The sequence below is a fragment of the Luteibacter sp. W1I16 genome, from assembly GCF_050434905.1.
Classification (GTDB): Bacteria; Pseudomonadota; Gammaproteobacteria; order Xanthomonadales; family Rhodanobacteraceae; genus Luteibacter.
This window is the reverse complement of record NZ_JBNDJJ010000001.1, coordinates 4,268,597-4,293,910: the sequence shown is the minus strand read 5'-3', so window position 1 is coordinate 4,293,910 and position 25,314 is coordinate 4,268,597. Positions and strand designations below refer to the sequence as shown.

General features: G+C 64.4%; 23 protein-coding genes. 14 read left to right on the top strand and 9 right to left on the bottom strand.

Annotated elements, in window-relative coordinates; translation table 11 throughout:
• Positions 1–85: 85 nt before the first annotated feature.
• The gene (gene arsC, locus QFZ41_RS18885; RefSeq protein WP_429200145.1) at positions 86–484 is read right to left on the bottom strand and encodes an arsenate reductase (glutaredoxin); all 399 of its coding nucleotides are present in this window, start codon (positions 482–484) and stop codon (positions 86–88) included.
• A gap of 2 nt (positions 485–486) precedes the next feature.
• Positions 487–1,194, bottom strand: a complete 708-nt coding sequence (arsH, locus tag QFZ41_RS18880; protein ID WP_429200144.1) for an arsenical resistance protein ArsH — start codon at positions 1,192–1,194, stop codon at positions 487–489.
• Between the two features lie 72 nt (positions 1,195–1,266).
• On the opposite strand from arsH, the gene QFZ41_RS18875 reads away from it, so the two are divergent.
• Positions 1,267–2,553: an arsenic transporter gene (locus QFZ41_RS18875; protein ID WP_429200143.1), complete on the top strand. Its 1,287-nt coding sequence runs from the start codon at positions 1,267–1,269 to the stop codon at positions 2,551–2,553.
• Positions 2,554–2,585: 32 nt separating this feature from the next.
• Positions 2,586–2,939: an ArsR/SmtB family transcription factor gene (locus QFZ41_RS18870; RefSeq protein WP_429200142.1), complete on the top strand. Its 354-nt coding sequence runs from the start codon at positions 2,586–2,588 to the stop codon at positions 2,937–2,939.
• Here QFZ41_RS18870 and QFZ41_RS18865 read toward each other — a convergent pair.
• Together QFZ41_RS18865 and QFZ41_RS18860 are read right to left on the bottom strand one after the other, a co-directional pair.
• The gene (locus QFZ41_RS18865) at positions 2,936–4,141 is read right to left on the bottom strand and encodes a multidrug effflux MFS transporter (protein ID WP_429200141.1); all 1,206 of its coding nucleotides are present in this window, start codon (positions 4,139–4,141) and stop codon (positions 2,936–2,938) included. The two genes, QFZ41_RS18870 and QFZ41_RS18865, sit on opposite strands and share 4 nt — an antisense overlap.
• A gap of 43 nt (positions 4,142–4,184) precedes the next feature.
• Positions 4,185–5,720, bottom strand: a complete 1,536-nt coding sequence (locus QFZ41_RS18860) for a cation:proton antiporter (RefSeq protein WP_429200140.1) — start codon at positions 5,718–5,720, stop codon at positions 4,185–4,187.
• Between the two features lie 160 nt (positions 5,721–5,880).
• Between QFZ41_RS18860 and QFZ41_RS18855 the strand changes: the two genes are divergently transcribed.
• From QFZ41_RS18855 to QFZ41_RS18845, 3 genes are all read left to right on the top strand, one after another.
• A complete protein-coding gene (locus tag QFZ41_RS18855) occupies positions 5,881–6,876 on the top strand; it encodes an aldo/keto reductase (RefSeq protein WP_429200139.1) in 996 nt (331 codons plus the stop codon).
• A 55-nt stretch (positions 6,877–6,931) separates the two neighbouring features.
• Positions 6,932–7,822, top strand: coding sequence for a LysR family transcriptional regulator (locus QFZ41_RS18850; protein ID WP_429200138.1), 891 nt, complete (start codon positions 6,932–6,934; stop codon positions 7,820–7,822).
• 76 nt (positions 7,823–7,898) lie between these two features.
• On the top strand, positions 7,899–9,650 hold the full coding sequence (locus QFZ41_RS18845; RefSeq protein WP_429200137.1) for an MOSC domain-containing protein: 1,752 nt from the start codon (positions 7,899–7,901) through the stop codon (positions 9,648–9,650).
• Between the two features lie 4 nt (positions 9,651–9,654).
• Here QFZ41_RS18845 and QFZ41_RS18840 read toward each other — a convergent pair whose 3' ends face one another.
• From QFZ41_RS18840 to dmeF, 5 genes are all read right to left on the bottom strand, one after another.
• Positions 9,655–10,599 carry an MBL fold metallo-hydrolase gene (locus QFZ41_RS18840; RefSeq protein ID WP_429200136.1) on the bottom strand — a complete coding sequence of 315 codons (945 nt, stop codon included), beginning with the start codon at positions 10,597–10,599 and terminating at the stop codon, positions 9,655–9,657.
• An 80-nt stretch (positions 10,600–10,679) separates the two neighbouring features.
• Entirely contained in the window at positions 10,680–11,186 is a 507-nt protein-coding gene (locus QFZ41_RS18835; protein WP_429200135.1) for a c-type cytochrome, read from the bottom strand.
• A 48-nt stretch (positions 11,187–11,234) separates the two neighbouring features.
• The gene (locus tag QFZ41_RS18830; RefSeq protein ID WP_429200134.1) at positions 11,235–12,041 is read right to left on the bottom strand and encodes a copper resistance protein B; all 807 of its coding nucleotides are present in this window, start codon (positions 12,039–12,041) and stop codon (positions 11,235–11,237) included.
• Positions 12,038–13,870, bottom strand: coding sequence for a copper resistance system multicopper oxidase (locus tag QFZ41_RS18825; protein WP_429200133.1), 1,833 nt, complete (start codon positions 13,868–13,870; stop codon positions 12,038–12,040). Before QFZ41_RS18825 ends, QFZ41_RS18830 begins: the two co-directional genes overlap by 4 nt.
• Before the next feature lie 126 nt (positions 13,871–13,996).
• Positions 13,997–14,992, bottom strand: a complete 996-nt coding sequence (gene dmeF, locus QFZ41_RS18820) for a CDF family Co(II)/Ni(II) efflux transporter DmeF (protein WP_429200132.1) — start codon at positions 14,990–14,992, stop codon at positions 13,997–13,999.
• Between the two features lie 423 nt (positions 14,993–15,415).
• Between dmeF and QFZ41_RS18815 the strand changes: the two genes are divergently transcribed.
• The 9 genes from QFZ41_RS18815 to QFZ41_RS18775 are packed head-to-tail and all read left to right on the top strand — an operon-like array spanning position 15,416 to position 25,309.
• Positions 15,416–15,754, top strand: coding sequence for a hypothetical protein (locus QFZ41_RS18815; protein WP_429200131.1), 339 nt, complete (start codon positions 15,416–15,418; stop codon positions 15,752–15,754).
• Positions 15,738–17,933 (top strand): polysaccharide biosynthesis tyrosine autokinase, encoded by a 2,196-nt coding sequence (locus QFZ41_RS18810; RefSeq protein WP_429200130.1) that lies wholly within the window; start codon positions 15,738–15,740, stop codon positions 17,931–17,933. Before QFZ41_RS18815 ends, QFZ41_RS18810 begins: the two co-directional genes overlap by 17 nt.
• An 8-nt stretch (positions 17,934–17,941) precedes the next feature.
• Complete coding sequence (gene wcaK, locus QFZ41_RS18805; protein WP_429200129.1) at positions 17,942–19,207, top strand: colanic acid biosynthesis pyruvyl transferase WcaK; 1,266 nt, start codon at positions 17,942–17,944, stop codon at positions 19,205–19,207.
• 2 nt (positions 19,208–19,209) lie between these two features.
• A complete protein-coding gene (locus tag QFZ41_RS18800) occupies positions 19,210–20,442 on the top strand; it encodes a glycosyltransferase (protein WP_429200128.1) in 1,233 nt (410 codons plus the stop codon).
• Positions 20,443–20,454: 12 nt separating this feature from the next.
• Complete coding sequence (locus QFZ41_RS18795; RefSeq protein ID WP_429200127.1) at positions 20,455–21,897, top strand: lipopolysaccharide biosynthesis protein; 1,443 nt, start codon at positions 20,455–20,457, stop codon at positions 21,895–21,897.
• The gene (locus QFZ41_RS18790) at positions 21,894–22,769 is read left to right on the top strand and encodes a glycosyltransferase family 2 protein (RefSeq protein WP_429200126.1); all 876 of its coding nucleotides are present in this window, start codon (positions 21,894–21,896) and stop codon (positions 22,767–22,769) included. The genes QFZ41_RS18795 and QFZ41_RS18790 overlap by 4 nt, the downstream gene beginning before the upstream one ends.
• A 5-nt stretch (positions 22,770–22,774) precedes the next feature.
• Entirely contained in the window at positions 22,775–23,989 is a 1,215-nt protein-coding gene (locus tag QFZ41_RS18785; protein ID WP_429200125.1) for an O-antigen ligase family protein, read from the top strand.
• Positions 23,982–24,491, top strand: a complete 510-nt coding sequence (locus tag QFZ41_RS18780; RefSeq protein ID WP_429200124.1) for a serine O-acetyltransferase — start codon at positions 23,982–23,984, stop codon at positions 24,489–24,491. Before QFZ41_RS18785 ends, QFZ41_RS18780 begins: the two co-directional genes overlap by 8 nt.
• Positions 24,488–25,309, top strand: a complete 822-nt coding sequence (locus QFZ41_RS18775) for a glycosyltransferase family 2 protein (RefSeq protein WP_429200123.1) — start codon at positions 24,488–24,490, stop codon at positions 25,307–25,309. Before QFZ41_RS18780 ends, QFZ41_RS18775 begins: the two co-directional genes overlap by 4 nt.
• Positions 25,310–25,314: the final 5 nt, after the last annotated feature.

The window sequence follows — 25,314 nt, the reverse complement described above, 5'->3', positions numbered from 1 at the left end:
TGCCCCGCTGCCCCAATCCTGGCCGCTGCCGCGGGATCGCGGACCAGTCCGCTTCCGACCCGGTACCGGCATACGGTGGGTTTTGCTACACGCCGATAACTTCGCCATCCTCTTTGGTGAACGGCGTCGCCAGCGGTGGAATGATCTCCAGCACCACCTCGGATGGGCGGCACAAGCGCGTGCCGAGCTCCGTCACCACGAAAGGCCGGTTGATCAGGATCGGGTGGACGAGCATGGCATCGACGATGGCCTCGTCGCTCGCCGTGGGATCACCCAGCCCGAGTTCCTCGAACGGCGTGCCCTTCTGCCTCGCCGCCTCTCGCGGCGCAAGCCCCGCATCGGCGAACAGGCGCAACAGCGTGGCCCTGTCCGGCGGATTCTTGAGGTATTCGATGACGGTCGGTTCGATACCTGCATGGCGCAAGATCGCCAGCGTATTACGCGATGTACCGCAGGCGGGATTGTGATAGATGGTGGCGTGCATGATCAGATCCTCGAAACGATGGCTTGCGCGACCGCGGCGGCGCCCTTGCGCTCGCTGTAGCGATCGACAAGATACTCGCTGCGGCCGCGGACCAGGAGCGTGAATTTCATCAGTTCCTCCATGACGTCGACCACGCGGTCGTAGAACGGCGACGGTTTCATCCGTCCCGCGTCGTCGAACTCGGTCCAGGCCTTCGCGACCGAGGACTGGTTCGGGATGGTGACCATCCGCATCCACCGCCCGAGCACACGAAGGGCATTCACGACGTTGAACGACTGCGACCCTCCACAGACCTGCATGACCGCCAGGGTGCGGCCCTGCGTAGGACGTACGCTGCCGTCTTCCAGCGGTAACCAGTCGATCTGATTCTTGAAGACGCCGGTCATCGTGCCGTGCCGCTCGGGGCTGACCCACACCTGCCCTTCCGACCACAGCGACAAGGCGCGCAATTCCTGCACCTTCGGATGCGTGGCGGGCGCGCTGTCGAGGATCGGAAGTTCCGCCGGATCGAAGACGCGGGTCTCGGCGCCAAGATGGCGAAGGATGCGCTCCGCTTCGAGGGCGAGCTTCCGGCTGAAGGACTGCGGCCGCAACGACCCGTAGAGAAGCAGGATTCGTGGCGGATGGCCGCCATCGCCTTCGACAGCGAGCCGCTCCCACTCGGGATGCGGCAGGTCGCCAGTCAGGTGAGGAAGATCGACAGGGTGCACGGCAGCTCCACGGGTTGCGTAACCATGATGATTCTATCATTCTAGAAACGTAGAAACAAAATAAAGACCCGCATGGCCCTCGCGCTTCTCCTTTTCGCCGCCACCCTCGTCCTCGTCATATGGCAGCCCCGTGGGCTCGGCATCGGCTGGAGTGCGCTCGCCGGAGCGGCCGTCGCACTGTGCCTGGGCGTGGTACACCTCGCTGACATTCCAGTGGTCTGGCACATCGTCTGGAACGCCACCGCGACGTTCATCGCCGTCATCATCATCAGTCTGCTGTTGGACGAGGCCGGTTTCTTCGAATGGGCGGCACTGCATGTCGCCCGATGGGGTGGTGGCCGTGGCCCATATCTCTTCGCGCTTATCGTGCTTCTCGGTGCGGCTGTGTCGGCGCTGTTCGCCAACGACGGCGCCGCGCTCATCCTCACGCCTATCGTGATGGCGATGCTCGTGGCCTTGGGGTTCGGCCCCGCGGCGACGCTCGCCTTCGTGATGGCGGCGGGTTTCATCGCGGACATGGCGAGCCTTCCGCTCGTGGTCTCGAACCTGGTCAACATCGTCTCGGCCGACTTCTTCAAGATCGGCTTCAATACGTATGCCTCCATCATGGTTCCCGTGACCGTGGTCGCGGTGGCGGCTACGCTGGGCGCGCTGCTGCTGTACTTCCGTCGCGACATCCCGCCTACCTACGACATCGCGTTGCTCAAGGCGCCACGCGAAGCGATCCGTGATCGCGCGACCTTCAATGTGGGCTGGGCCGTTCTGGTCCTATTGTTGGTCGGCTTCTTCGGCCTGGAGCCGCTTGGCGTTCCGGTAAGCGCGGTGGCCGCCGCCGGCGCGCTCGTCCTGTTCATCGTGGCCGCCCGCGGTCATCACATCGATACGCGGAAGGTGCTACACGGTGCGCCCTGGCAGATTGTCCTTTTTTCCCTGGGGATGTACCTGGTCGTATACGGATTGCGCAACGCCGGCCTCACGCAGTACCTCTCTGCCCTGCTCGAACGCTTTGCCGAACAGGGTGTCTGGGGTGCGGCGCTCGGCACCGGCTTCCTGAGCGCGATCCTGTCGTCGATCATGAACAACATGCCCACCGTGTTGATAGGCGCCTTGTCCATCGACGGCACCACGGCGACCGGTGCGGTCAGGGAAGCCATGATCTATGCGAACGTCATCGGCAGCGACCTCGGGCCCAAGATCACGCCGATCGGCTCGCTGGCCACCCTGCTCTGGCTGCACGTGCTGGCCCGCAAGGGGATGACGATCACCTGGGGCTACTACTGCAAGGTCGGTTTCGTGCTGACGCTGCCGATCCTGCTGGTCACCCTCGCGGCCCTGGCTTTGCGGTTGTCCATGACATGATGCAAGACGCCGCTTTGTTACACTTCTCTTCCATGAAAACCGCCGACACCATCAAGGTGCTTTCCGCACTCGCCCAGGAATCGCGACTGGCGATTTTCCGCTTGCTCGTGGAGCAAGGCCCGGAAGGCCTGCCGGTAGGCGCGATCGGTGAGCGCCTGGGCCTGGCCAACGCGACGCTGTCGTTTCACCTGAAGGAACTGCTGCACGCCGGCCTCGTCACCAGCCGCCAGAGCGGCCGTTTCATCTACTACGCGCCGGTGATATCCGCGATCAACGAACTGGTCGATTACCTGACCGAGAACTGCTGCGCGGGCAGCGGAGGCTCGTGTGCCCCCGCACGGGTCACCTCGCGACCAGCCACCGCGAAACGTGGCGCGAAAGCCTAGCCCTCGGCGGTCGCCGCCGCCACCGGCCGGTGACGCAGGGTCACCCGCGCGAACGTAAACGAAATCACCGCACAGGCGGCGATGCCGGCGACCATCGGCAGCGACGTGCCATCAATGAAGCGCCCCAGCAGCGCGATCACCAAGGAGCCCGTGCCGAACTGCAAGGTGCCCATCAAGGCCGACGCGGTGCCTGCGATGGCGCCATGTTCCTCCAACGCGATGACCGCCGAACTGGGAATGACCAGCCCGAGGAAGCCGTAGCCGATCACCAGCATCACCATCAGCACGGCGAGTTTGTCCACGCCCGCCGCGGTGATGGCGGCCAGCAGGACCATCGTCGCGGCGTAACCGACCACGGCCGTCTTCACTACCCGCTTCAAGCCATAGCGGCTGCCCAGGCGGCCCGTGAACTGCGAAGCGCCGATGAACGACACGGCGTTCACGGAAAAGGCCAGGCTGTACTGGGTCGGTGTCAGGCCATAGTGGTTGATCAGCACGAAGGACGAGTTGGCGAGATAGGCGAAGAAGCTCGACACGCCGAACGAACCGATGAAGACGACGCCGAGGAAATGACGATCACGCAGCAGCGTGGCGTATCCCGCCAGCGCGGAACCGACCGTGCTCTCCAGGCGCAGATGGGCCGGCCGCGTCTCCTTGAGCACCGTGGCGACCATGATCAGGCCGAGTACGGCCGCACCAGTCACGACCCAGAACACGCCGCGCCAGCTGGCAAGCTCGATCACCAGGCTGCCGGTCAGCGGAGCCAGGATCGGCGAGACGCTGAAGATCAGCATCAGCAACGACATCAGCCGCGCCGCATCATTGCCGGTATGCATGTCGCGCACGATCGCCCGGGGAATAACCATGCCGGCACAAGCGCCCAGGCCCTGGATGAAGCGGCATACGATCAGCGTGTGGATATCCGGCGCCAGCGCGCAACCGATGCTGCCGAGCGCAAAAATGCACAAGCCGACATAGATCGGGCGCTTGCGTCCGAACATGTCCGACAACGGTCCATAGACGAGCTGGCCCACGCCCATGGACATGAAGAAGACCATCAGGCTGAGCTGGACGGTACCGATGTCGGCATTCAGGCTCTTGCCGATCGACGGCAGTGCCGGAAGGTACATGTCGATCGCGAACGGGCCGATGGCCGACAAAAGGCCAAGGACGAGCGCCGCCTTGAAGAAACGGGAAGCCATAGGGGAAGTCCGGGGAGACGAATCCGCGAAGTGTACTCGGCAGCTAGACCGGACGCGAACTCAGTTCCAGCCAGTCGAGTTCCTGTTCGACGGCGCGGTAGGCTTCGTCGCCGATGCGCCCGCTGTCGCGCAACTCATCGAGTGCCTGTCTCGTACATGGCATCAGTCCCTGGCGCAGGACGTTCTCCCGGGAGCGGCGTGGGTCCCCGCCCCTCTCCACCGTTTCGAGCGCAGACCGGTATTCGTGGCCAAGCCGCCGCGCGGCGTCGCTGGGATCGTTGTCGAGATGCGCGATGGCCGCCTTGAGCGTCGCGACGCGTGCGAGAGCGATCTCGCGCGCCACCTTGCCATCCTTGGGCAGGCGCAACAGCAGGAGCAACGGCCGTAAAGTCAGGCCCTGCACCAGGAGCGTTCCCAACACCACGGTGAACGCGGTCAACAGGATGAAATCACGCTGTGGAAAATCCCTGGGGATCGCCAGCGCCGCGGCCAGAGTGACGATGCCACGCATGCCCGACCAACCCACCATGAGGCCACTCTTGAAAGTCTGCACGCGGCTTTCGACCGGGTCGCCACCTTCCCCTGCGCGCTGCGTCTGCCGACGGGCGAACCCATAGATCAGCACCCAGGCCAGGCGCACGACGACCACCACCGCGAGGATCGCGAACGCGGCGCCCAACTGGCCCATCTGGTCGTGACCCCGGAGGCCTTCCAGAATCGGCAACACATGCAAGCCGATGAGCGTGAAGGCCATCACGTTGAGCACGAAGGTGATCGATTCCCATGTGGCGAACGAGGGAATGCGCACCGTGGGAGACATGGCATCGGTGGAACGGCGCGCCGCCGTGATGCCGAATACGACGATCGCCACGACCCCGGACAGGCCCAGGTGTTCGGCGAGCAGCCACACGCCGAACGTCGTCACGAACTGCACGATGATCGCGGCGGGCGCATCCGTCATCCGCATCGTGAGGAAGCCGGTCAGTTTCGCCAGGATCCATCCGGCGACGACACTACCGACGACGACCAGCCCGAAGGCGGGAATCGCCTCGGCGACGCTGAAACTCCCCGCTGCGACGGCGGCGATCGCCAGCTTGTACATCAGCAATGACGAAGCATCGTTGAGCAGACTTTCGCCTTCGAGAATGTTGCGGATGCGATGCGGCGGTTCCACCTGGCGCAACACGGCAAGGGCCGCCACCGCGTCCGGAGGCGCCAGCAGGGCACCCAGTGCGACCGCGGCGGCCCAGGGCATCTCGGGAATGAAGTACCGGGCGGCGAACGCGACCGCGACGGTGGTCAAGCCGACCGCGACCATGACCAGCGAGAGGATCGGCGCCCAGTTCTCACGCAGGTCACGTAACGACGCGTCGTGGGCCGCATCGAGCAGGACGGGTGCGACGAACAGCGCGAGGATCAACTCGGGCGGGAGATCCAGGCGCGGCATCCCCGGAAGGAACGCGACCAGTGCCCCACCGACGGCAAGGAGCGTCGGATAAGGCACGTTGATCCGCTGCGCGAGCATCGACAGCAGCGATGCGCCGAGAAGCAGGCCCAGGATCGTCTCGAAGATCGGCATGCGCGTCCGCCGGTTCCGGAAGGCATGAACATATGACATGGACGATAGACCGGCAAGCAAGTCCATTCATGAATCAAAAGGATAAGCGCAAGCGCTTTATTGGGATTAATCGGACGGCTGCGAGGACGTAACATGATCGATCCACCCCAGGTACCCTCCGATGAAAAAGCGCAGCCTCGGTAAAAGCGGTCTCGACGTATCGGCCATCGGTTTTGGCTGCATGGGCCTCAACTCCAGCTACGGGCAACCCCTAGGCAACGAGGAATCGACCAGGCTGGTCCGCGAGGCGGTCGACCGTGGCGTCACCTTCTTCGACACAGCCGAAGTGTACGGTCCCTTCACCAACGAGGAGATCGTCGGCAAGGCACTCGCGCCGGTACGCGACCGGGTGGTGATCGCGACGAAATTCGGCTTCGCCATCGATCGTACGACGGGTAAGCCGACCGGGCTGGACAGCCGGCCCGAGCACATTCGCGACGTCGCCGAGGCCTCGCTCAAGCGCCTGGGCATCGAAACGATCGACTTGCTCTACCAGCACCGCGTCGACCCGAACGTTCCCATCGAGGACGTTGCAGGTGCCGTGAAGGATCTCATCCAGGAAGGAAAGGTGCGCCATTTCGGCCTGTCCGAAGCAGGCGCGCAGACCATCCGCCGCGCACATGCGGTGCAGGCGGTGACGGCCTTGCAGAATGAGTATTCGCTGTGGACCCGTGGCGTGGAGACCAACGGCAGCCTCGACGCCTGCGAGGAACTGGGCATCGGACTGGTGGCGTACAGCCCGCTGGGCAGGGGATTCCTCACCGGCGCCATGAGCAAGGACACGACGTTCGGCGATGACGACTTCCGCAAGAACCTCCCCCGGTTCTCGCCGGAAGCGATGGTCGCCAACGAGGCCCTGGTGGACCTGCTCAAGGCGCTGGCCGAAGACAGGAGTGCCACGCCGGCACAGATCGCCCTCGCCTGGCTGCTGGCGAAGAAACCGTGGATCGTCCCCATTCCCGGCACCACCAAGCTGCATCGCCTTGAGGAAAACCTGGCGGCGGCGGACCTCGAACTCACTTCCGCCGACCTGGAGCGGATCGAAAAGGCCGCCACGGCCATCGCCATCCAGGGGGAGCGCTATCCGCCCCACCTCATGGCCACCATCGGCCGATGAAGCGGACGCCCCGCTGGTAGGATCGGCAGGGACTCATGCGGGACGTTCATGACTTATGCGCAAAGACATCTACGACATGATGGCCTTCCTCGCCGTGGCCCGGGAAAAGAGCTTCACCCGGGCCGCGGCCAAGCTGGGCACCTCGCAATCCGCACTCAGCCATACCATGCGCGCGCTCGAGGCGCGCCTTGGGGTTCGCCTGCTCACGCGGACCACGCGCAGCGTCTCGCCCACCGAGGCGGGCGAGCGCCTCATCAACACGGTGGGCCCGCGCTTCGAGGAAATCGAAGCCGAGATCGAGGCGCTGGGCGAACTGCGTGAACGACCGGCCGGAACCATCCGCATCACCACGGCTGAACATGCCGCCGAGACCATTATCTGGCCGGTGCTGGAAACCTTCCTGCCGAAGTACCCGGACATCAACGTCGAAGTCACCGTCGATTATGGCCTGGTGGACATCGTGGCGGAGCGCTACGACATCGGTATCCGGCTGGGCGAACATCTTGCCAAGGACATGATCGCCGTGCGGATCGGTCCGGAGATGCGCATGGCCGTGGTCGGCACGCCGTCCTATTTCGCGAACCGCAAACGGCCGAAGACGCCCCAGGACCTCACGGGACACAACTGCATCAACCTGCGGCTGCCCACGTACGGCGGGCTCTACCCGTGGGAATTCGAGAAGAACGGACGCGAGGTAAAGGTGCGCGTGGAAGGACAGATCGTCCTCAACACCCTCAGCCAGATCCGGCGAACGGCGCTGGCCGGGCTGGGGCTCGCATGGCTGCCCGACGATGTCGTTCTCGACGACATCCGCGGAGGCCGGCTCATTCGCGTGCTGGACAGCTGGTGCGACGCCTTCCCCGGTTATCACCTGTATTACCCGAACCGGCGCCAGGGATCACCCGCGCTCACACTGCTCGTGGATGCGCTTCGCTACCGCGGGTGAACCGCGTATTCAGACAAGGCTTCCTCCGTCGAACAGGACTATGCTGCGAGGATCGCGTGCATCGAGGAGACGAGCCATGCCCGTGCTGCTATCCGTCAACGTGGGATTGCCGCAAGACATCGAGTGGCAAGGGCGAACCGTGCGTACGGCTGTCTTCAAGCAACCGGTGAGGGGACCGGTGATGGCGCGGCGCCTGAACCTGGACGGCGACGGACAGGGAGACCTCGCAGGCCATGGCGGTGAACATCGCGCGATCATGGTTTATCAGGTGCAGTCATACCGATACTGGGAGACCGTACTCGGACGCAAACTGACAGGTTATGGGCAATTCGGCGAAAACCTCACGGTCGACGGGCTCGCCGACGACGAGGTCTGGATCGGCGACCGCTACCGCATCGGTGGCGCGCTGCTCGAAGTGACCCAACCGAGGGTCACGTGCTACCGCGTGGGAATTCGCCTCTCCGAACCACGGATGCCTTCGTTGCTAGTGGCGCATCGGCGGCCGGGTTTTTATTGCCGGGTCATCGAAGAGGGCACGATCACCGAGGGCGATGCGATCGTTCTCGAAATGCGCGGCGGCGGCATGAGCGTGGCCGAAGTGGACGCCCTGCTTTACCTGCCGGAACGCTCCGAGGAAAAACTGCGCCAAGCGGTGGGCCTCCGTGGCCTGAGTGAAGGCTGGCGCGGCTCGTTCGAAGCCCTGTTGAAGGCCGGACCCGAACGCAACGGCAACGCCGGCCTCGCCAGCGTGCCGGAGGCGCCGCCGGCGTGGACAGGTTTCCGCGACGTACGCGTGCTATCCGTGCATGAGGAAAGCCCACGCGTGCGTTCGTTCGTGTTTGGCGCGGTAGACGGCACTCCCCTGCCCCCGCCGCGTGCCGGCCAGTTCCTCGTACTGAAGATCGACCGCCCCGAAGGCACGCCGCTGCTTCGCAGCTACTCCATATCCGACGCCTCGCATCCGGGCAGCTACCGCATCAGCGTGAAGCGCGCAGAGGGCTTGGGCAGCGCGTACCTGCACGATCATGTCGGCACGGGCTCCATCGTATCGATCAGCGCTCCACGCGGCAGCTTCATCCTGCCCGACGACGAACGCCCGCTGGTTCTGTGGGGCGTCGGCATCGGCGTGACGCCGTTGCTTGCCATGCTCCACGACATCGTCGCCCGGCGTGACCGTTTTCCGCGCAAGATCTACTGGATATACGGCACGCGCGATGGCAGCGAACATCCTTTCGCGCAGGAAGCACGCGACCTGCTGCGCCAGATCGAGGGCGTGACCTCGCTCGTGGCCTTCAGCCATCCAGGCCCCGGCGATCGCCTCGGCACCGACTTCGACGTGGCAGGCCGCCTGCATGCCGCGGACCTTGCCCCGCTCGGTATCCCCACGGAAGCGATCGTCTTTCTTTGCGGCCCGCCGTCGTTCATGGACGAGTCGCGCGAAGGTCTCCGGGCCATGGGATTTCCGTCCAGCGCGATACGTTCGGAGCTGTTCGGGTCCAACGAATCGCTCGCTCCCGGCGTGGTGAAGACGGCCACCGTCGCGCCCCACTCGCCGGCCGGCCCGTCGGGCACGGGCCCGTCGGTATCGTTCGTCCGCAGCGGCCTATCGGTGCGTTGGGACGACCGTTTCCAGAGCTTGCTCGAACTTGCCGAAGCCAGTGACGTGCCCGTGCGCTGGTCATGCCGCTCCGGCGTCTGCCATAGCTGCGAAAGCGGATTGATCGGCGGGCAGACCCGCTACTCGCCCGATCCGCTCCAACCTCCCGCCGACGGCGCGGTCCTCATCTGTTGCGCCACGCCGTTGACGAACCTCGAACTGGATCTGTGACGTCTTACGGCGTGCCGTCGTAAGCGATACGGGCGAAGAAGTCGGGATCGATGACGAAGTGTCCGTACTTCGCGTCCCAGGCCGCCGTCGGCTTGGCCGCGATGACTTCGTCCCGTGACTTCCCTTCCTTCTTCAATGCCGCCACCTTGTCGCGGATACCGGCGAGCATGTCGCGGAAGTCCTTGACGTCGGCCTTGTTGCCGACCGGTCCGTGACCGGGCACGACGACCGTCTTGTCACCGATCGTCGGAAGGATGCGGTCGAGCACGCGCACCATGCCGTCGATACCACCGCCGTTCTCGTTATCGATGAAGGGATAGACACCGTTCCAGAACAAGTCGCCGAGGAAGATGACGTCGGCGGGTTGGATCGTCACGTAGAGATCGGTGTCGGTATGCGATGGAACCACCTTGGTCGCGGTGATGGTCTGGCCGTCCAAGGTCCAGCGCTTGCTGGACTCCACCACGGTTCCCGGCACGGCGGCTTTCGGCAGCGGCTTGAAGGTGAAGTCCCAATCGTCCACACGCGTGGTCTGCGACACCCGCTTGATCGTTCCCGAGGTCGCGGCCACTTGAACACCCTTGCCCGCGAGCCAGCTATTTCCGTCCGTGTGATCCCAATGGTAATGCGTGTTCACCAGGTAACGGACCGGCTGTGGCCCCAGGGCATTCAGCGCCGCCTCGACGCGCGGACGCGACACGGCGATGCCGGCGTCGATCATGAACTTGCCGTCACGCCCGGTGACGACACCGATGTTGCCTCCCGAACCCATCAGCACGCTCACGCCGTCACGCACGGAAACGGTTTCGATCGGCGCCTTCGCCGCCTCCTCGTTGATCTTGATGACCGGGCTGACCCGGTCCGCTCCCCACGCGCATACCGAAAGCACCGCTAACGACGCTCCTGTCACTGCGCGGCGTGCGAGCCGCGCAGGGCTACGATGGTCCATGTCCATTCTCCCGTCAGGGCGCCCCGGATGGACGCTCCTCATCCAACCGCTTTTCGGGCGCCCTGGCTTGTGGGAATGCGTTATTTGGGGTGATCCATGTCCATATCGTCGTCGGGCGGCGCCGCTGCCACCATGCCTTTGTATGCCTCCGGCGACAAACCGGGCAGCTTCTGCAGGAAGGCGACCATGCTCCAGATCGTCATGTCGTCATGGCTGCCACCCCAGGCGGGCATCGCGCTCATCTTGATACCGTGCTTGATCGTCCAGAAAGCTTGTGCCGGGTCGATCCTCACCTGCGTGAGGTTCGGTGGTTGCGGATACAGTCCCGGGCGGATCTCCGAGTCATGCTGGCCGGGCGTCAGGTGGCAGGCGGTGCACATGGCCGCGTACTGTCCGGCACCCTTCAGTATCAAAGCCGGATCGGAAAGATCGGGCACGATGATGCCCGATGCCCGCACCTGGATCGAGCGCTGCCGCAATGTTTCCAGGGCCGCATACACCGGCCGGGAATGCGGTGCATCGGCGCCTATGTCATAGGCGCCCGAGTAGATGAAGGTCGCGGCGGCGCAAGCCGCCACGACCGCCACGCCCAGTACGCTGTAAAACACGAGAGAGGTTGGCTTCACGAGGATGTCCTAGAACCACAGCCGGAGGCCGGCGACGACCTGGCGGTCGAAGACGGGTTGACGATCCGCGCGAACATAGTCGGCGGTACGGCCGAAGCGATCGACGAAACGGATGCCGATATAGGGCGCGAACTCGCGACCGAACTCGTAACGCAGGCGCAGGCTGAACGACGCATCGGAAAGTCCGCGCCCGACATGCGCCAGTGGATCGTCCTTGCCATAGGCATTGAATTCCAGCTCCGGTTGCAGGATGAGCCGCTGGGTCAGGAAAAGGTCGTATTCCGTTCGCACGCGCGCCGCGGTGCGTCCGTGCGCGCTGGCGTATGCCGTCGCCTCCACCTCGAACCAGTACGGCGCCAGGCCCTGAACGCCGAACGCCGCCCAGGTGCGGTTCGGACCTGGCCCGAAGTCCTGGCGAGCACCGAGTTGGGTACTCCAGTACGGCGCTATGGCATGGTTCCAGAGCGCTTCGACATCGGCTTCCTCGAGCTTTCCGCCACTGCGATCGCCTTCCGTGCGGAACCACAGCTTATCGTCGTCATTGCCGTACCAGCCTTGCGCCTCCCACGCCTGCCCGTTGGCATCCTTGCCGTGGAACGCTTCAAGCTGGTCGATCAAGATCATCCGATAGGGGCCGTTGTCGTTCATGTCCATGCCCTGCATCGCGCCATGGCCGACGCCATCGGAATAATCGGGGCTGCGTGCATCGGCGGGCGCGTTGCCGCCTTGCATCGGCCCCATCTTCATCTCCTGCGCTCCGGCTGCCGTGGCCATGCCGAGACCGAGCATGGCGAAAAACATCGTGCGGGCCCTCATGACACCACCACCTCGCGGAACATGCCCGCTTCCATGTGATAAAGCAGGTGGCAGTGGTACGCCCAGCGCCCGGGGTTGTCCGCCGTCACCGCGTAAGTGATCCGTTGTGCGGGCTGCACGTTGATCGTGTGCTTGCGGACCTGGAACTCGCCCTTGGGGCTTTCCAGGTCACTGAACATGCCATGCAGGTGGATCGGGTGGTTCATCATGGTGTCATTCACCAGGACGATCCGCACACGCTCGCCCTTGTTCAGGTGCACCGGCGCGGCATCCGAGAATTTCACGCCATCGAACGACCACATGAAGCGTTCCATGTTGCCGGTGAGGTGCAGTTCGATCTCGCGGCCGGGCTCGCGCGGATCGGGGTTGCCGCCCACCGTATGCAGGTCCGCGTAGGTGAGCACGCGGCGTCCGTTGTCACGCAAGCCGATGCCGGGATCGTCGAGGTTGGTACGTGGCGTGTCCACGTGCATGTCCACGCCGGGACCGTACTCCGTGCGCGCATGTCGCACCGTCGGCGCGTGCGCCTTCATGTGATCCATGCCTTCCATGGAGGCGTGGCCCATGCCGGCCATCGAACCGTGATCCATGCCGGCCATGGAGCCATGATCCATGCCCGGCATGCCCGACATACCGTCGTGATCCATGCCCTTCATTGGCTTCGTGCCGCCCCCCATGGCACCCATCGCCCCCATCATGTCGTCCATGCTAAGCCACTGGCGCGGATCGACCGGCGGTACCTCGGCCTCCATGCCCGACCGCGGCGACAACGTGCCACGCGTATAGCCGCTGCGATCGATCGACTGCGCGAAGATGGTGTACGCGACCTCTTCCTCGGGTTCCACCAGCACGTCGTAAGTCTCCGCCGTGGAAATGCGAAACTCGTCTATCGGAACGGGCAATACATCCTGGCCATCGGCCGAGATCACCGTCATCTTCAAGCCCGGAATGCGCACGTCGAAGATCGTCGACGACGAGCCGTTGATGAAACGCAAGCGGATCTTTTCGCCCGGCCTGAACTGGCCGGTCCAGTTGCCCGCAGGCGGCATGCCGTTCATGAGATAGGTATAAGCGGCGCCGGACACGTCGCTCAGGTCGGATGGATTCATGCGCATGGTGTTCCACATCTTGCGCATCTCTAGCGCCTGCCCCAATCCCTTCTCGCGCACGTCACGGAAGAACCGCGACGCGGTGGGCTGCGCGTAGTTGAAGTAATCGCTCTGCTGCTTCAGGCGCAGAAAGATCCGCTCGGGATCCATGTCGGTCCAGTCGCTGAGCATGATCACGTAGTCACGGTCGCTCCGGTAACGATCTGGTCCAGCCGGCTCGATCACGAGGGGACCGTAGAGCCCCACCTGTTCCTGAAAGCGGCTGTGCGAGTGGTACCAGTAGGTTCCCGCCTGGCGCACGTCGAACCGGTAGACGAAGGTTTCGCCCGGGCCGATGCCGTCGAAGCTGATGCCCGGCACGCCATCCTGGTCGAACGGCAGCACGATGCCGTGCCAGTGGATCGAGGTGGGCGTGCGTAGCCGGTTGGCCACGCGCAATGTCACCGTGGTGCCTTCCTTCCAGCGAAGGATCGGACCTGGAACGCCGCCGTTGACGGTGACGGCGGTGCGCGGCGCGCCAGTGAAGTTCACCGGAGACTCGCCAATGTCGAGCGAAAAATCGGTGCCGCCAAGTACCGTTGGATGACCAGGGTTGGTCAATGCCCAGACTGGCGATGGACGTAGCAGGCCCATGCCGGCGGCGACGCCGCCGACCGCAAGGCCGGCCACGAAACGTCGTCGTGAGGCGTGCACTGGCCCGGAAGAACCGGAGGATGTCATACGGATGCTCCACGATTAGAACGCGCGGCTCTCGGCCGCGTGCCGTGACCGGCGCGTCCGTCATTGCAGAACGAACGATGAAATGCCCGGCGCGGATGAACGCGCCCGGGCATTCACGCGAAGAGCTTATGCCCCCGAGGCGATGCCCTCAACTCTGGAGCCGGGTCCAACGCGATGCACCTCGACGGTGACGTGGACCAGTTCTTCGTGGATGGCGAGTGCGCGACGGTAGTAGTCACCATCGACATCGGCGGACGTGGTGATCTCGAGAACCACGGCGAACTTGCCCTTGCCGACGCGCCACACATGGATATCGTCGATGACCGCCTCATGGCGGTCCTCCGCGATCACCTCGCGGATCTCGTCGACGACCGGTGCGTCCATCTCCGCGTCCAGCAAGACCCGGCCGCTGTCGCGCAGGAGCCCCCACGCCCACACCGTGACCAGCACGGCCCCAAGGAGGCCCATCACGGGATCCATCCAGCGCACGCCCCAAAACATGCCGGCGATGAGGGCGACAATGGCGAGGACGGACGTGGCCGCGTCCGCCAGAACGTGCATATAGGCCGAACGCAGGTTCAGGTCATGATGGGCATGTCCGGCGTGCGCCTGGCCATGATGGTGATGCCCGTGATCGTGATGCCCGTGATCGTGATGGTGGTGATGATCGCCGCGCAGCAACCAGGCGCAGACAAGATTCACCGCCAGACCGACGACGGCGATCGCGATGGCCTGCTCGTAGTGGATCGGCAACGGCGTGAGCAGGCGCTCCGCGGACTGGAAAGCCATCAGCCCCGCCACGCCCAGTAGCAGGATGGCGCTGGAGTACCCACCCAGGACCTCGATCTTCCAGGTACCGAAGGCGAAACGGCGGTCATGGGCGAAACGCCTCGCGCAGACATAAGCGAAGGCGGAGAGGCCCAGGGCCAGCGCATGCGAACTCATGTGCCAACCATCCGCCAGCAAGGCCATGGAGTTGTAGTACCAGCCACCAGCGATCTCGACCACCATCATCACGGCTGTCAGCAACACCGCGCGCCGGGTGTTGCGCTCAGCCATCGGGTTGACCTCGTCGAACGCATGGCTATGCGTGCGTGAGGTGGCGGTGGCCTGGATCGGCATGGCGGGATTCCGTAGCTCTGCGAAGTGATCATGATAGCCCGACGAGGGCGCCATGCCGCCGGGTGTTGCGGCGCACGATGGCCAGGCAAGCAGACGGTATCGGCGGCTCGACGCCGGCCCGGCGCCCCGCAGCGATCATCGCAAGGAATTCCCTGATTTATGGCAGTTTCGTGACCTGGACGGGGCGTGGCGTACTTCGGTCAGTGAACTCGATGGCGTCACCAGCGGCCTTCTCACCCATCGTGCGACGCAACAAACAATGACCGGAAGATGAACCAATCATTAGGCATTTGTGCATAAAAGTGCACACGGTTCTAACGATTAACTTACGTTTTAGCCTCATTAGCGCCATACACGCGTCGGTTACTTGACGCAGGTCGCAAAACCGGCGCCTTTCACTTTGAGGCATCGTCCGCCGCGTCTATGCTCAAACCTTCCATCGATCTCCGTCCCCGAGTGGGCGCGGGCGGAATCGGTGCCGGCGAAGGACATCGTGCAAAAAGGCACGAGTGGCGTCGGCGCGGCATCGTCATCGCCCGCCATCGAATAGACGCTCGCCTCATGACCCGAGTGGCGCATCACGAGATGCGCGATGCGCTTGCGTGCTCGAAAGACGCACGCTTCCGGCTGCGCGAAATACCGGAAAACAAGGCAAAAGTGGCTTCGGCATGCGTTTCTGCCCATTCATACTCGATGCGCTATAAACGTTTGGCCGTCCATTCATTTTCAGGAAAATCTCTGCCGCATGACGACGAAGATTGATCAAGCCCACGACGACGACACCATCGATCTCAATGCGTTGCTCGGCACGTTGCTTGATCACAAATGGTTGATCGTCGCCATCACCGGGACGTTTTTCGTGGCGGGAGTGCTCTACTCGCTGCTCGCCACGCCTATCTACCAGGCCACCGCCATCGTGCAGGTCGAGCAGAAGACGCCAAGCCTGCCCGGTCTCAGCGATCTCACCCAGTCTCTGGGCACCACCGCGTCCCAGGCCACTACCGAGATCGCCTTGATCACCTCGCGCCTGGTCATCGGGCAGGCGGTGAACGACCTTCGCCTGGATATCCAGACACAACCCCAGCGCATGCCCGTGCTGGGCGATTACCTGTCGCGCGGCTATAAGCCCGGCCAGCTCGGTCCCGTGCGCTTCGGCCTGAGCCGTTATGGCTGGGGCGGCGAAGTGGTGGATATCTTCAAGCTCGACCTGCCCGATTCGCTTGTCGGCAAGAAGCTCGAACTGCGCGCCGGTGAGAACCACCGCTTCAGTCTCTACGACGACGATGGCAAGCGGCTGCTCGAAGGCGCGGTCGGACAACTGGTCCGTGCCAATGGCATCACGATGCAGATGAGGCAACTCGTGGCCAACCCGGGGGCTCGTTTCGACGTGGTAACGCAGCCCACCCTGACCACCATCGGCCGCTTGCAGACTGACGTCGTCGCGCTGGAACAAGGCACCGACTCCGGCATCATCGGCTTGACCTACAACAACGCCGACCCGGATCTCGCGCAGAAGGTGCTCGACCGCATCACCACCGCTTACGTTCGCCAGAACGTGGAGCGCAATTCGGCCGAAGCCGCCAGCCAGCTGCAGTTCGTCAAGGACCAATTGCCCAAGGTCCGTCAGGAACTCGACCGGGCGCAGGCGGCGATGAACGTCTTCCAGACCCAGTCGCACTCGGTCGACCTGAGCATGCAGACCAAGGGCCTGCTCGACCAGATCGTCGCGGTGGAAAACAACATCCAGCAGTTGCACCTGCAGGAAGCCGACATCGATCGCCGCTTCACGCACGATCACCCGGCATACAAGGCCTTGCAGCAGCAGATGGGCCAGTTGCAGGCGCAGAAGGATCAGATGCAGAAGCAGGTCGGCGACCTGCCCGACACGCAGCAGCAGTTGCTCAAGCTCAATCGCGACGTACAGGTCAGCAGCAACACCTACACCAGCCTGCTCAACCAGGCGCAGCAGCTGGACATCGCGCGCGCCGGTACCGTGGGCAATGTGCGCATCGTGGACACCGCGGCGGTGGACAAGACCCAGCCGGTGCAGCCGCGCAAGGCGCTCGTCGTCATCATCGCGACCTTCCTGGGCGGCTTCCTGGCGTTGGCCTTCGTCTTCCTCCGGCAGATCCTCAACCGCGGTATCGAAGACCCAGCGGTGATCGAGGATCTCGGACTCCCGGTGTATGCCTCGGTGCCGCTCAGCGATGGCCAGACCGCCCGCTCGACCCGGACGCGGCATGGCCATGGCCACGGCGGGCGCGGCCCCCTGCTTGCCATGAGCGACCCGGCCGACCTCGCGGTCGAGGCCATCCGCAGCCTGCGCACGAGCCTGCATTTCGCGCGGCTCGAAGCCAAGAACAACATCCTGATGATCACCGGCTCCAGCCCCTTCGCCGGCAAGACCTTCGTCTCGGCGAACCTGGCGGCGGTGATCGCGCAGGCGGGACAGCGGGTGCTCCTGGTCGACGGCGACATGCGCCGCGGCACCCTGCACCACCTCCTGGGCATGGAGACCGGACAGGGCCTCTCGGACATCCTCGTCGGCGGTGCGGAAATCGCCGCGGTGAAGAGGAAGGGGCCGTTGGCCAACATCGACTTCATCAGCCGCGGCCGCGTCCCGCCCAATCCATCCGAATTGCTGATGCACGAGAACTTCACCCAGTTCATCGCCGAGGTCGTTCCCGCCTACGACCTGATCATCATCGATACACCGCCCATCCTCGCGGTGACCGATGCGGCGGTGATCGGACACCACGCGGGCACGAGCCTGATGGTCGCCCGCTTCGGCCTCAACAAGGCGCGTGAGCTGGCGCTGGCCAAGCAGCGCTTCGAACAGAACGGTGTCTCCCTGAAGGGCGCGATCTTCAATGCCGTGGAACACCGGGCCGCCGGTTACTCCACCTACGCCTACTACAAGTACAAGGCCGACCCGGCCTGAACCGTCCCATGAGCAAGGGGACTCTGCATGAATCAAGGACTATGGCGCGCATCCTGATCGTCGGAAACCACACCTGCGGCAATCGCGGCGATTGCGCGATCCTGCGCGGATTGCTGGAGTGCCTGGAAGAGGTGCTGCCGGAAAGCCGCATCGACATCACCAGCCGCTTTCCGGTGAGTTCCGAATACCTGCTCGGCCGGCCGCTGCTGACCGATACGTTGAACAGCTATTACCAGGAGGCAGGCAAGCAGCGCTTCGGCCCGCTCCGCTCGCTCCTGCTTCGCCGGGTCGTGCCGCGGCTGCTGCACGGACACCTCAATCGCCGCTGGTGGACGCGCTGGCTTCCGCTTCCGCGGCGTCATCGCGACTACATCGAATCGTTGAAGGCATACGACCTCGTCATCCAGGTCGGCGGTTCGTTCTTCGTCGACCTTTACGGCGCCACCCAATACGACCAGGTGAGCTGTGCCCTGCTGGCGGGAAGACCCACCTACCTTATCGGACACAGCGTCGGGCCGTTCCAGCAGTCGTTCTTCCGCAAGGTCTCGCAAGACGTGATGGCGCGTGTCGACGCGCTGGCGTTGCGCGAGGAAGTCAGCGCGCGGCACATGCAGGACAGCGACATCCCGCAGGACAAGGTGCGCTGGGCTTCGGACACGGCGTGGCTCGTGCACCCGGGTGAACCGGTAACGGTGGACACCGCGCGCGCGACGGTCGCCGTGACCTTCCGCGAACTGGCTCCGTTCGACAAGCGCCTGGGCGTGACCCAGGCCCAGTACGAGACCGCCTTCGCCGAATTGCTCGACGCGGTGATCGAAGCGGGATACCGCGTCGCCGCCTTCTCCACGTGCACGGCGATCGACGGTTATCCCAAGGACGACCGCATGATCGCGCTCAAGGTGCGGGCGCGGCTGCGCCACCCCGAGGCCTGTCACGTCGAGATGAACGAGCTCAACGACGTCGAACTCGGCCAGCGGCTGGGGGCCTGCATCCTGACGATCGGCACGCGTCTGCACAGCGCGATCATTTCGATGAACTTCGGCACGCCGTCCGTGGCGCTCAATTACGAGCACAAGTCCGAAGGCATCATGAAACGCCTCGGCGTGGACGACCTGGCGATGCCCGTGCCGTCCCTGCTCGATGGCAGCCTGCGAGCCAAGGTGCTCGAACTGCTCGGTGACCAGACCCTGCGCCCGCGGGTGGCGGCGGCCGTGGCCCGTGAAAAGGCGTTCGCCCGCGAGTCCCTGCTCGCCACGCTCGCCATAGGGCCCTGATCATGACGATCCTGTTCGTCCTTCCCGAGTTTCCCAAGTATTCGGAAACGTTCGTGATCGACCAGATCGTCGGTCTGCTCGACCGCGGCTTCGACGTGCGCATCCTCGCCATCAGTCGTGGCCCCGAGCCATCCCCCGGCGACGTGGTGGCGACGCGCGGCTTGATGGAACGCGCCACCTTCATCTTCGACCATTCCGCCAGCGCGTCACGCGGCTGGCAGATCCTGCTGCAACGCCTTCGCCACGTGGTGCCGGGCCTGCCGAGCGCGCGCGTGCGCCGGGCCTTGTCGGTGCGTCTCTACGGGCATGCCGCGAAATCGCTGGTACTCGCCGGTGCCGTACGGCGTCTACGCGAGCCACTCAAGGCGGATGCGATCATCGCCCACTTCGGCCCTACCGGCGTGCTCGCGACGAACCTGCGCGCGCTGGGCCTGATCGAGGGGCCGATCTACACCGTGTTCCACGGCTACGATCTGTCGCGGCACAGCGTGCTCGCGCGACACGCCGACGATTACCGCCGCCTGTTCGCCAATGGTGAAAGGATGCTGCCGATAAGCACGCGATGGCAACGCAAGCTCGAAGCCTTGGGCTGCGCTCCGGAGAAGATCCAGGTACACCGCATGGGTGTCGACCTGGACAGCTTCCGTTTCCAGCCACGTACGAACGACTCGCCCTCGCCGTCGCGGCCCTTGCGCGTACTGAGCGTCGCGCGGCTGGTCGAGAAGAAAGGCGTGACCTACCTCTGCGAAGCCGTCGCGCGCCTCGCGAAGCGCGATGTCCCGGTGGAACTGGAGATCGTCGGTGACGGCCCCTTGCAACAGGAGTTGGAGCGCTTCGTGGCACGGCACGGCCTGAACGAGCGCGTTTTCATCCGTGGCCGGCGCGACAAGGCCTATGTGCAGGACGCGCTGCGCCGCGCGGACGTGTTCGCCTTGCCCAGCGTCACCGCCTCGGACGGCGATCAGGAAGGCATCCCGGTTTCACTGATGGAAGCGATGGCCAGCGGCGTGCCCTGCCTGTCCACCGTGCACAGCGGGATTCCCGAGCTGATCGAAGACGGAAAGTCCGGCTGGCTGGTGCCGGAACGCGACGTGGATGCGCTGGCCGACAAACTCGCCCGTATCCAGCGGGGCGAATACGACCTGCCGACGATCGCCGCGAACGCGCGCGCCACGGTGGAATCGCGCTTCAACCAGAGCCGGTTGCACGACCAGCTCGCCGCGCAGTTGGCCTAGGAGCGCGCGCCGATGCCCTCCGCCAGACGCGATGCGCTATGGACCGTGGGTTCGACCGTGATCAGCGCGGCGAGCCAATTGCTGCAGATCGCGGTGCTGGCCCATCACGTGGACGCGCACCTGCTGGGCGCGCTGGCGATCGTCAACGTCGTCAACGCGATCGCCACCCTGCTCCAGGACATGGGCCTCAGCAGCTACCTCATTCATCGGCAAAGCATCACCCGGCACGAACGCACCTCGCTGTACATGATCAGCGCGGGGCTGGGGCTGATGTCCGCCGTGGTGCTGTTCGGCATCTCGTACGCGGTAGCCTATTTCTACGGTTCGGACGTGCTGGGCCATCTATTGCGGTTGTCGACGGTCAACTTCGTCCTGCTTGGCTTGGCGGCTCAGTACCAGGCGAGCCTGATCAAGACCTTCCAGTTGCCCCGCCTGGCGCGGATCGAAGTAATCGGGCGGCTTTCCGGCCTGGCGACCCTGCTGGTGCTCGTGCTTCAGTTCGGCGCGTCGATCGAGGCGGCCGTCTACGCGATGATCGTGAACAGCCTGGTCCGCCTGGCTTGTTTCGTCGCCGTGGCCGACCGCGACTGGCATCCCGGCCGTGGCTACGATCGCGGGATCATCCGCCAGGCGTTGCGCTATGGCGCGTTCCAGCTCGGCTCCCAGGTCATCAACCAGCTGCGCAGCCAGGCCGATCAGATCATCCTGGGCAAGTTTCTCGGCCTCGCCTCGCTCGGCGTGTATTCGCTGGCCAAGGAACTGGTGCTGCAACCCACGAAGCTGATCATGCCGGTGGTGCAACGGCTCGCCCTGCCCCGCCTGGCGACGCGCCAGGACGATCCCCTCGCGCTCCGGCATGCCTACCTGGTGGGCTTGCGTGGGGTGTCCGTGTTCAGCAGCGGCGTCTTCATCATGCTCGCCGTGTTCGCCCCGCCCGCCGTGACGATCCTCTACGGCCATCGCTACACCGGCGTCGCCGAGCTCATCCCCCTGATGCTGCTGTTCGGCATGCTGCGCCCACTCGGCTCGCTCATCGGCGCGCTCAGCCAGAGCCTGGGGCGTTCGGACATCGAGTTCGCCTGGAACCTGAAGATCGGTGGCATCACCTTGCTGGTCAGCGTGCTCGGCGCCATGTCGCGCTCGCTCGAAGTCATGGCGGTGGCGCTGGCGATCAGCCAGCTGCTGGCCACGGTGCTGTCGTACTACTTCTTCTCCTCGAAGATCATCAGCCTCACCGCGCGCGAGTTCTTCCAATCGTGGACCGTGGAGAGCTTCGTGCCTTACGCCTTCCTGATGCTGGCCGTCTTCATCTATCAGGGCGACGACTGGAAGGCCAGCGCGGTACGCCTGGCGCTGGTGACGCCGCCACTGCTCTGGGTGGTCTGGCGAGCCCGGCATACGCTCCTGAACCGGCATCCACAGACTCAACGCATCCAAGGAACGAGGCCGACATGACACCCCTGGTGAGCGTATACATCCCCACCCGCAATCGATCGGCGCTGTTGCGCCGGGCAGTCGACTCCGTACTGGCACAGACCTACCCGGAGATCGAGATCCTCATCTGCGACGAAGCCTCCACGGACGACACCGCCGAGGTGGTCGCCGGGTATGCGAGCCGCTACCCCGGCAAGTTCACCTACCTGCGCAACGAGACGCCGCAGGGGGCTTGCCGTGCGCGCAACCGCTGCATCGAGCAAGCCATTGGCACGTACGTCACCGGTCTCGACGACGACGATCTGTTCCACCCGCAACGCATCGCGTGCCTGGTCGACCTCTATCGCCGCCATTCACCGTCCTTCGCGTGCAGCCGCTTCAAGTATTTCCAGGGCACCGCGCAGATCGAGCGCCTGATCGAGCGCCGTTATACCGAGGCGGAGCTGGCCCGGGCGGACAAACTGCCTCTGTCGGCGTTGCTGTACGCGAACCTCGCCGGCAACCAGGTGCTGACCGAGTTGTCGCGTATGCGCGAGCTGGGCGGCTTCGACGAATCGATGCCATCGTGGCAGGACTACGACATGTGGATTCGCCTCGCGGACCGCTACGGTACGGCCGTGTGCACGCGACAGTTGCTCTCCTTCGTCGACGACGACCGGTCACGGGCGCGCATCCGCAACTCCAGCCGGCGTGCCGAAGGCAGCGAACGCTTCATCGCGAAGCACGCGCGGCTGATGACTGCCGACCAGCAACGCAACCATCGCAACATCCAGTACGTGATGAACCGGCAACGGCCGTCCCTGGGCGAGATCGCCCGCAACATCTCCGTCGGAGGATACAAGTCGACCCTGAAGGTGCTCATCCACAAGTTCTTCGGCCTGGCCATCGGCTGACGCGCATGACGATGCAGATCAACAAGACGCGCGCCGCGGCCGTCACCTTGATGGCCATGCTCTTCGTGCAGGTGCCGTTGACGCACAGCACGACGAGCAAGTCGCACGTCAACGTCTACCACATCCTGCTGTTGTTGATGCCGCTGCTCTACCTGCCCGCCGTGCGCTACCTCAAGCTGAACCCGGCGACGGCGTTCATCGCGACGATGATGGGCACCTCGCTGGCCGCGGCGGCCACGTATGGCGGTGGCATGCGCTCCACGCTGATCGTGTTCGTGGCCATGGCGTACTTTCTGGGCGTGGTGTTCGGACGCAAGCTGCAGGACGTGGAACTGCGCAAGATCTTCGTGTGGATACTCGGCTGCTGCATCGTGTTCGTCCTCCTGCGCGACGCCGTCTATGCCGGCCAACTGGGCGCGGTGTATGCCCGCAGCGAGGGGGCCTCCGGCATCCTCTACATGTCCACGGGTGGGCGAAACATCGAGGCCAGCCTGCTGGCCTTGCTGTCGATCCTCCTGCTCGGTACGCGTGTCTATCCGATCGCGGCCGGCATCGCACTGCTGACCAGCGGCATGATGCTCTCACGCGCGGGCCTGCTCGGCGCCGCGGTGTCCATCGGTATCGCGGCCTATCGGTCGCGCAAGACCCGCCATTACTATCTCTACACGTTCCTCGGCGTCGCCATGATGGTACTGATCGCGGGACTTGTGCTGTCGTCGGTCATCGACATTCCGGTGCTGGACCGCTTCAATCTCCAGGCCGAGACGCAGCTCGAACACAAGAACGTGGGCCGCCTCGCGCTGTGGAACAGCGCCGCCGCCGCGCTCGAGCAGAACCTGCTCGGCTACGGCGTCGGCAACGGCGTGCCGCTGATGGAGCAGATCTCCGGCCTTACCTTCGTCGAGAACAACGTCCATAACATCTACCTACAATTCCTGCTCGAAGGGGGCGTGCAGTCGCTGTTGCTGTTCCTGGCGCTGGTGGCCCACATCCTGTTCCGGCCGGCCGAAGGGCAGCAGCGCAACATCAAGGCATTCCTGCTGTGCTACCTGATGCTGGCCTTCATCGAGTTCAGCGGCTACGAAGCCTACTTCTGGTTCTTCGTCGGCATGTTCTACGCGCGCACCGACGCGCGCCGGGCCCAGGCGCGGATCGACGCCGCCGCCGCGCGCAAGGCCTCGCCGCTGCCGCCACCCCATCCGGACCCGACCCATGCTTGACGATTTCCGCGCCGACGTCCGCCGCCTCCGTTCCCTGCCCGGCTACCGCGGCATGCTGTGGTGGATGCTCGACCAGTCCTTCTGGGTGATCCTCTGCTACCGGCTGATCGCCACGGCACGCGGCACGCGCCTGCACACGCCGCTGCGCGTGCTGGAAAAGATCGCCGAGTTCATCTTCAAGTGCTACCTGCCGACCACCGCGACGATCGGCCCCGGCCTGGTGATCTACCACGCCTTCGGCATCATCGTGAACGGCAAGACCACGATAGGCGCCAACTGCACGATGTACGCCCGTGTGTGCATCGGCAACCGCTGGCCGGGGGACGGCACGCCCGTCATCGGCGACAACGTCATCATCGGCACGGGAGCCTGCATTTTCGGGCCCGTGGTCATTCCCGACAATTTCGTGGTGAAGGCCAACGAGGTCATCACCCCTTCCTCGCTGCGCGGCAGCACCGACCGTTCTTCCCCCACCACGCCCCCCGCTGGAGCATCGTCATGAGCGCCGACGACGTGAGATTGTCGATCATCATCATCACCTGGAACGAACGGGAGAACCTGGAACGCTGCCTGCTCTCGCTGATGGACAAGGTGGATTTCGAACGCGACGAAGTGATCGTCGTCGACAACGGGTCGCGCGACGGCAGCGCCGAGTTCGTCGCCACCCTGCCGCAGATCCGCTACTTCCCGTTGGAGCGCAATTTCGGCGTCGGCCCGGCGCGCAATCGGGGCCTCTTCCTGGCGCGTGGCAAGTACTGCATGACGCTGGACAACGACACCATCTTCCTGACGGAAGATCCGGGATCCATCGTCGACGCCTTTTTCCAGGCGCATCCCGACGCCGGCGTGGTCGGCTTCCAGTTGCTCAACGTCGACCGCACGCGGCAGGACTCGACCCGGCGCTTCCCGCGCTTCTACCAGCCGATCGCCGCGCGCATCCCGATCAGCCGCCAGCTGGGCTTCGTCAAGCGCGAACTCGAGCGGCATTTGATGCTCGACACGCGCTTCGATGACAGCAACGATCCGCTCGAAGTGGACTACGTGCTCGGCGCCAACCAGACCTTCACCAAGACTGTCGCGGCCCTCCTCATGGGTTACGACGACCGCATCTTCTTCGGTCCCGAAGACGCCGAGTTCTGCGTGCGCACGCGCAAGATGGGCCTGCGGAACTATTACAGCCGGAAGATTTCCATCGTGCACGACTACAAGCGGCGCACGCGCAAGTTCTCGAAGCTGACCATCAAGCACCTCGCCGGCTTCGCCTACATGCTCAGGAAGCATGGTGGCGTCTACCGCTATTCGCTGAGCGAGCGTCGCTGACGCCT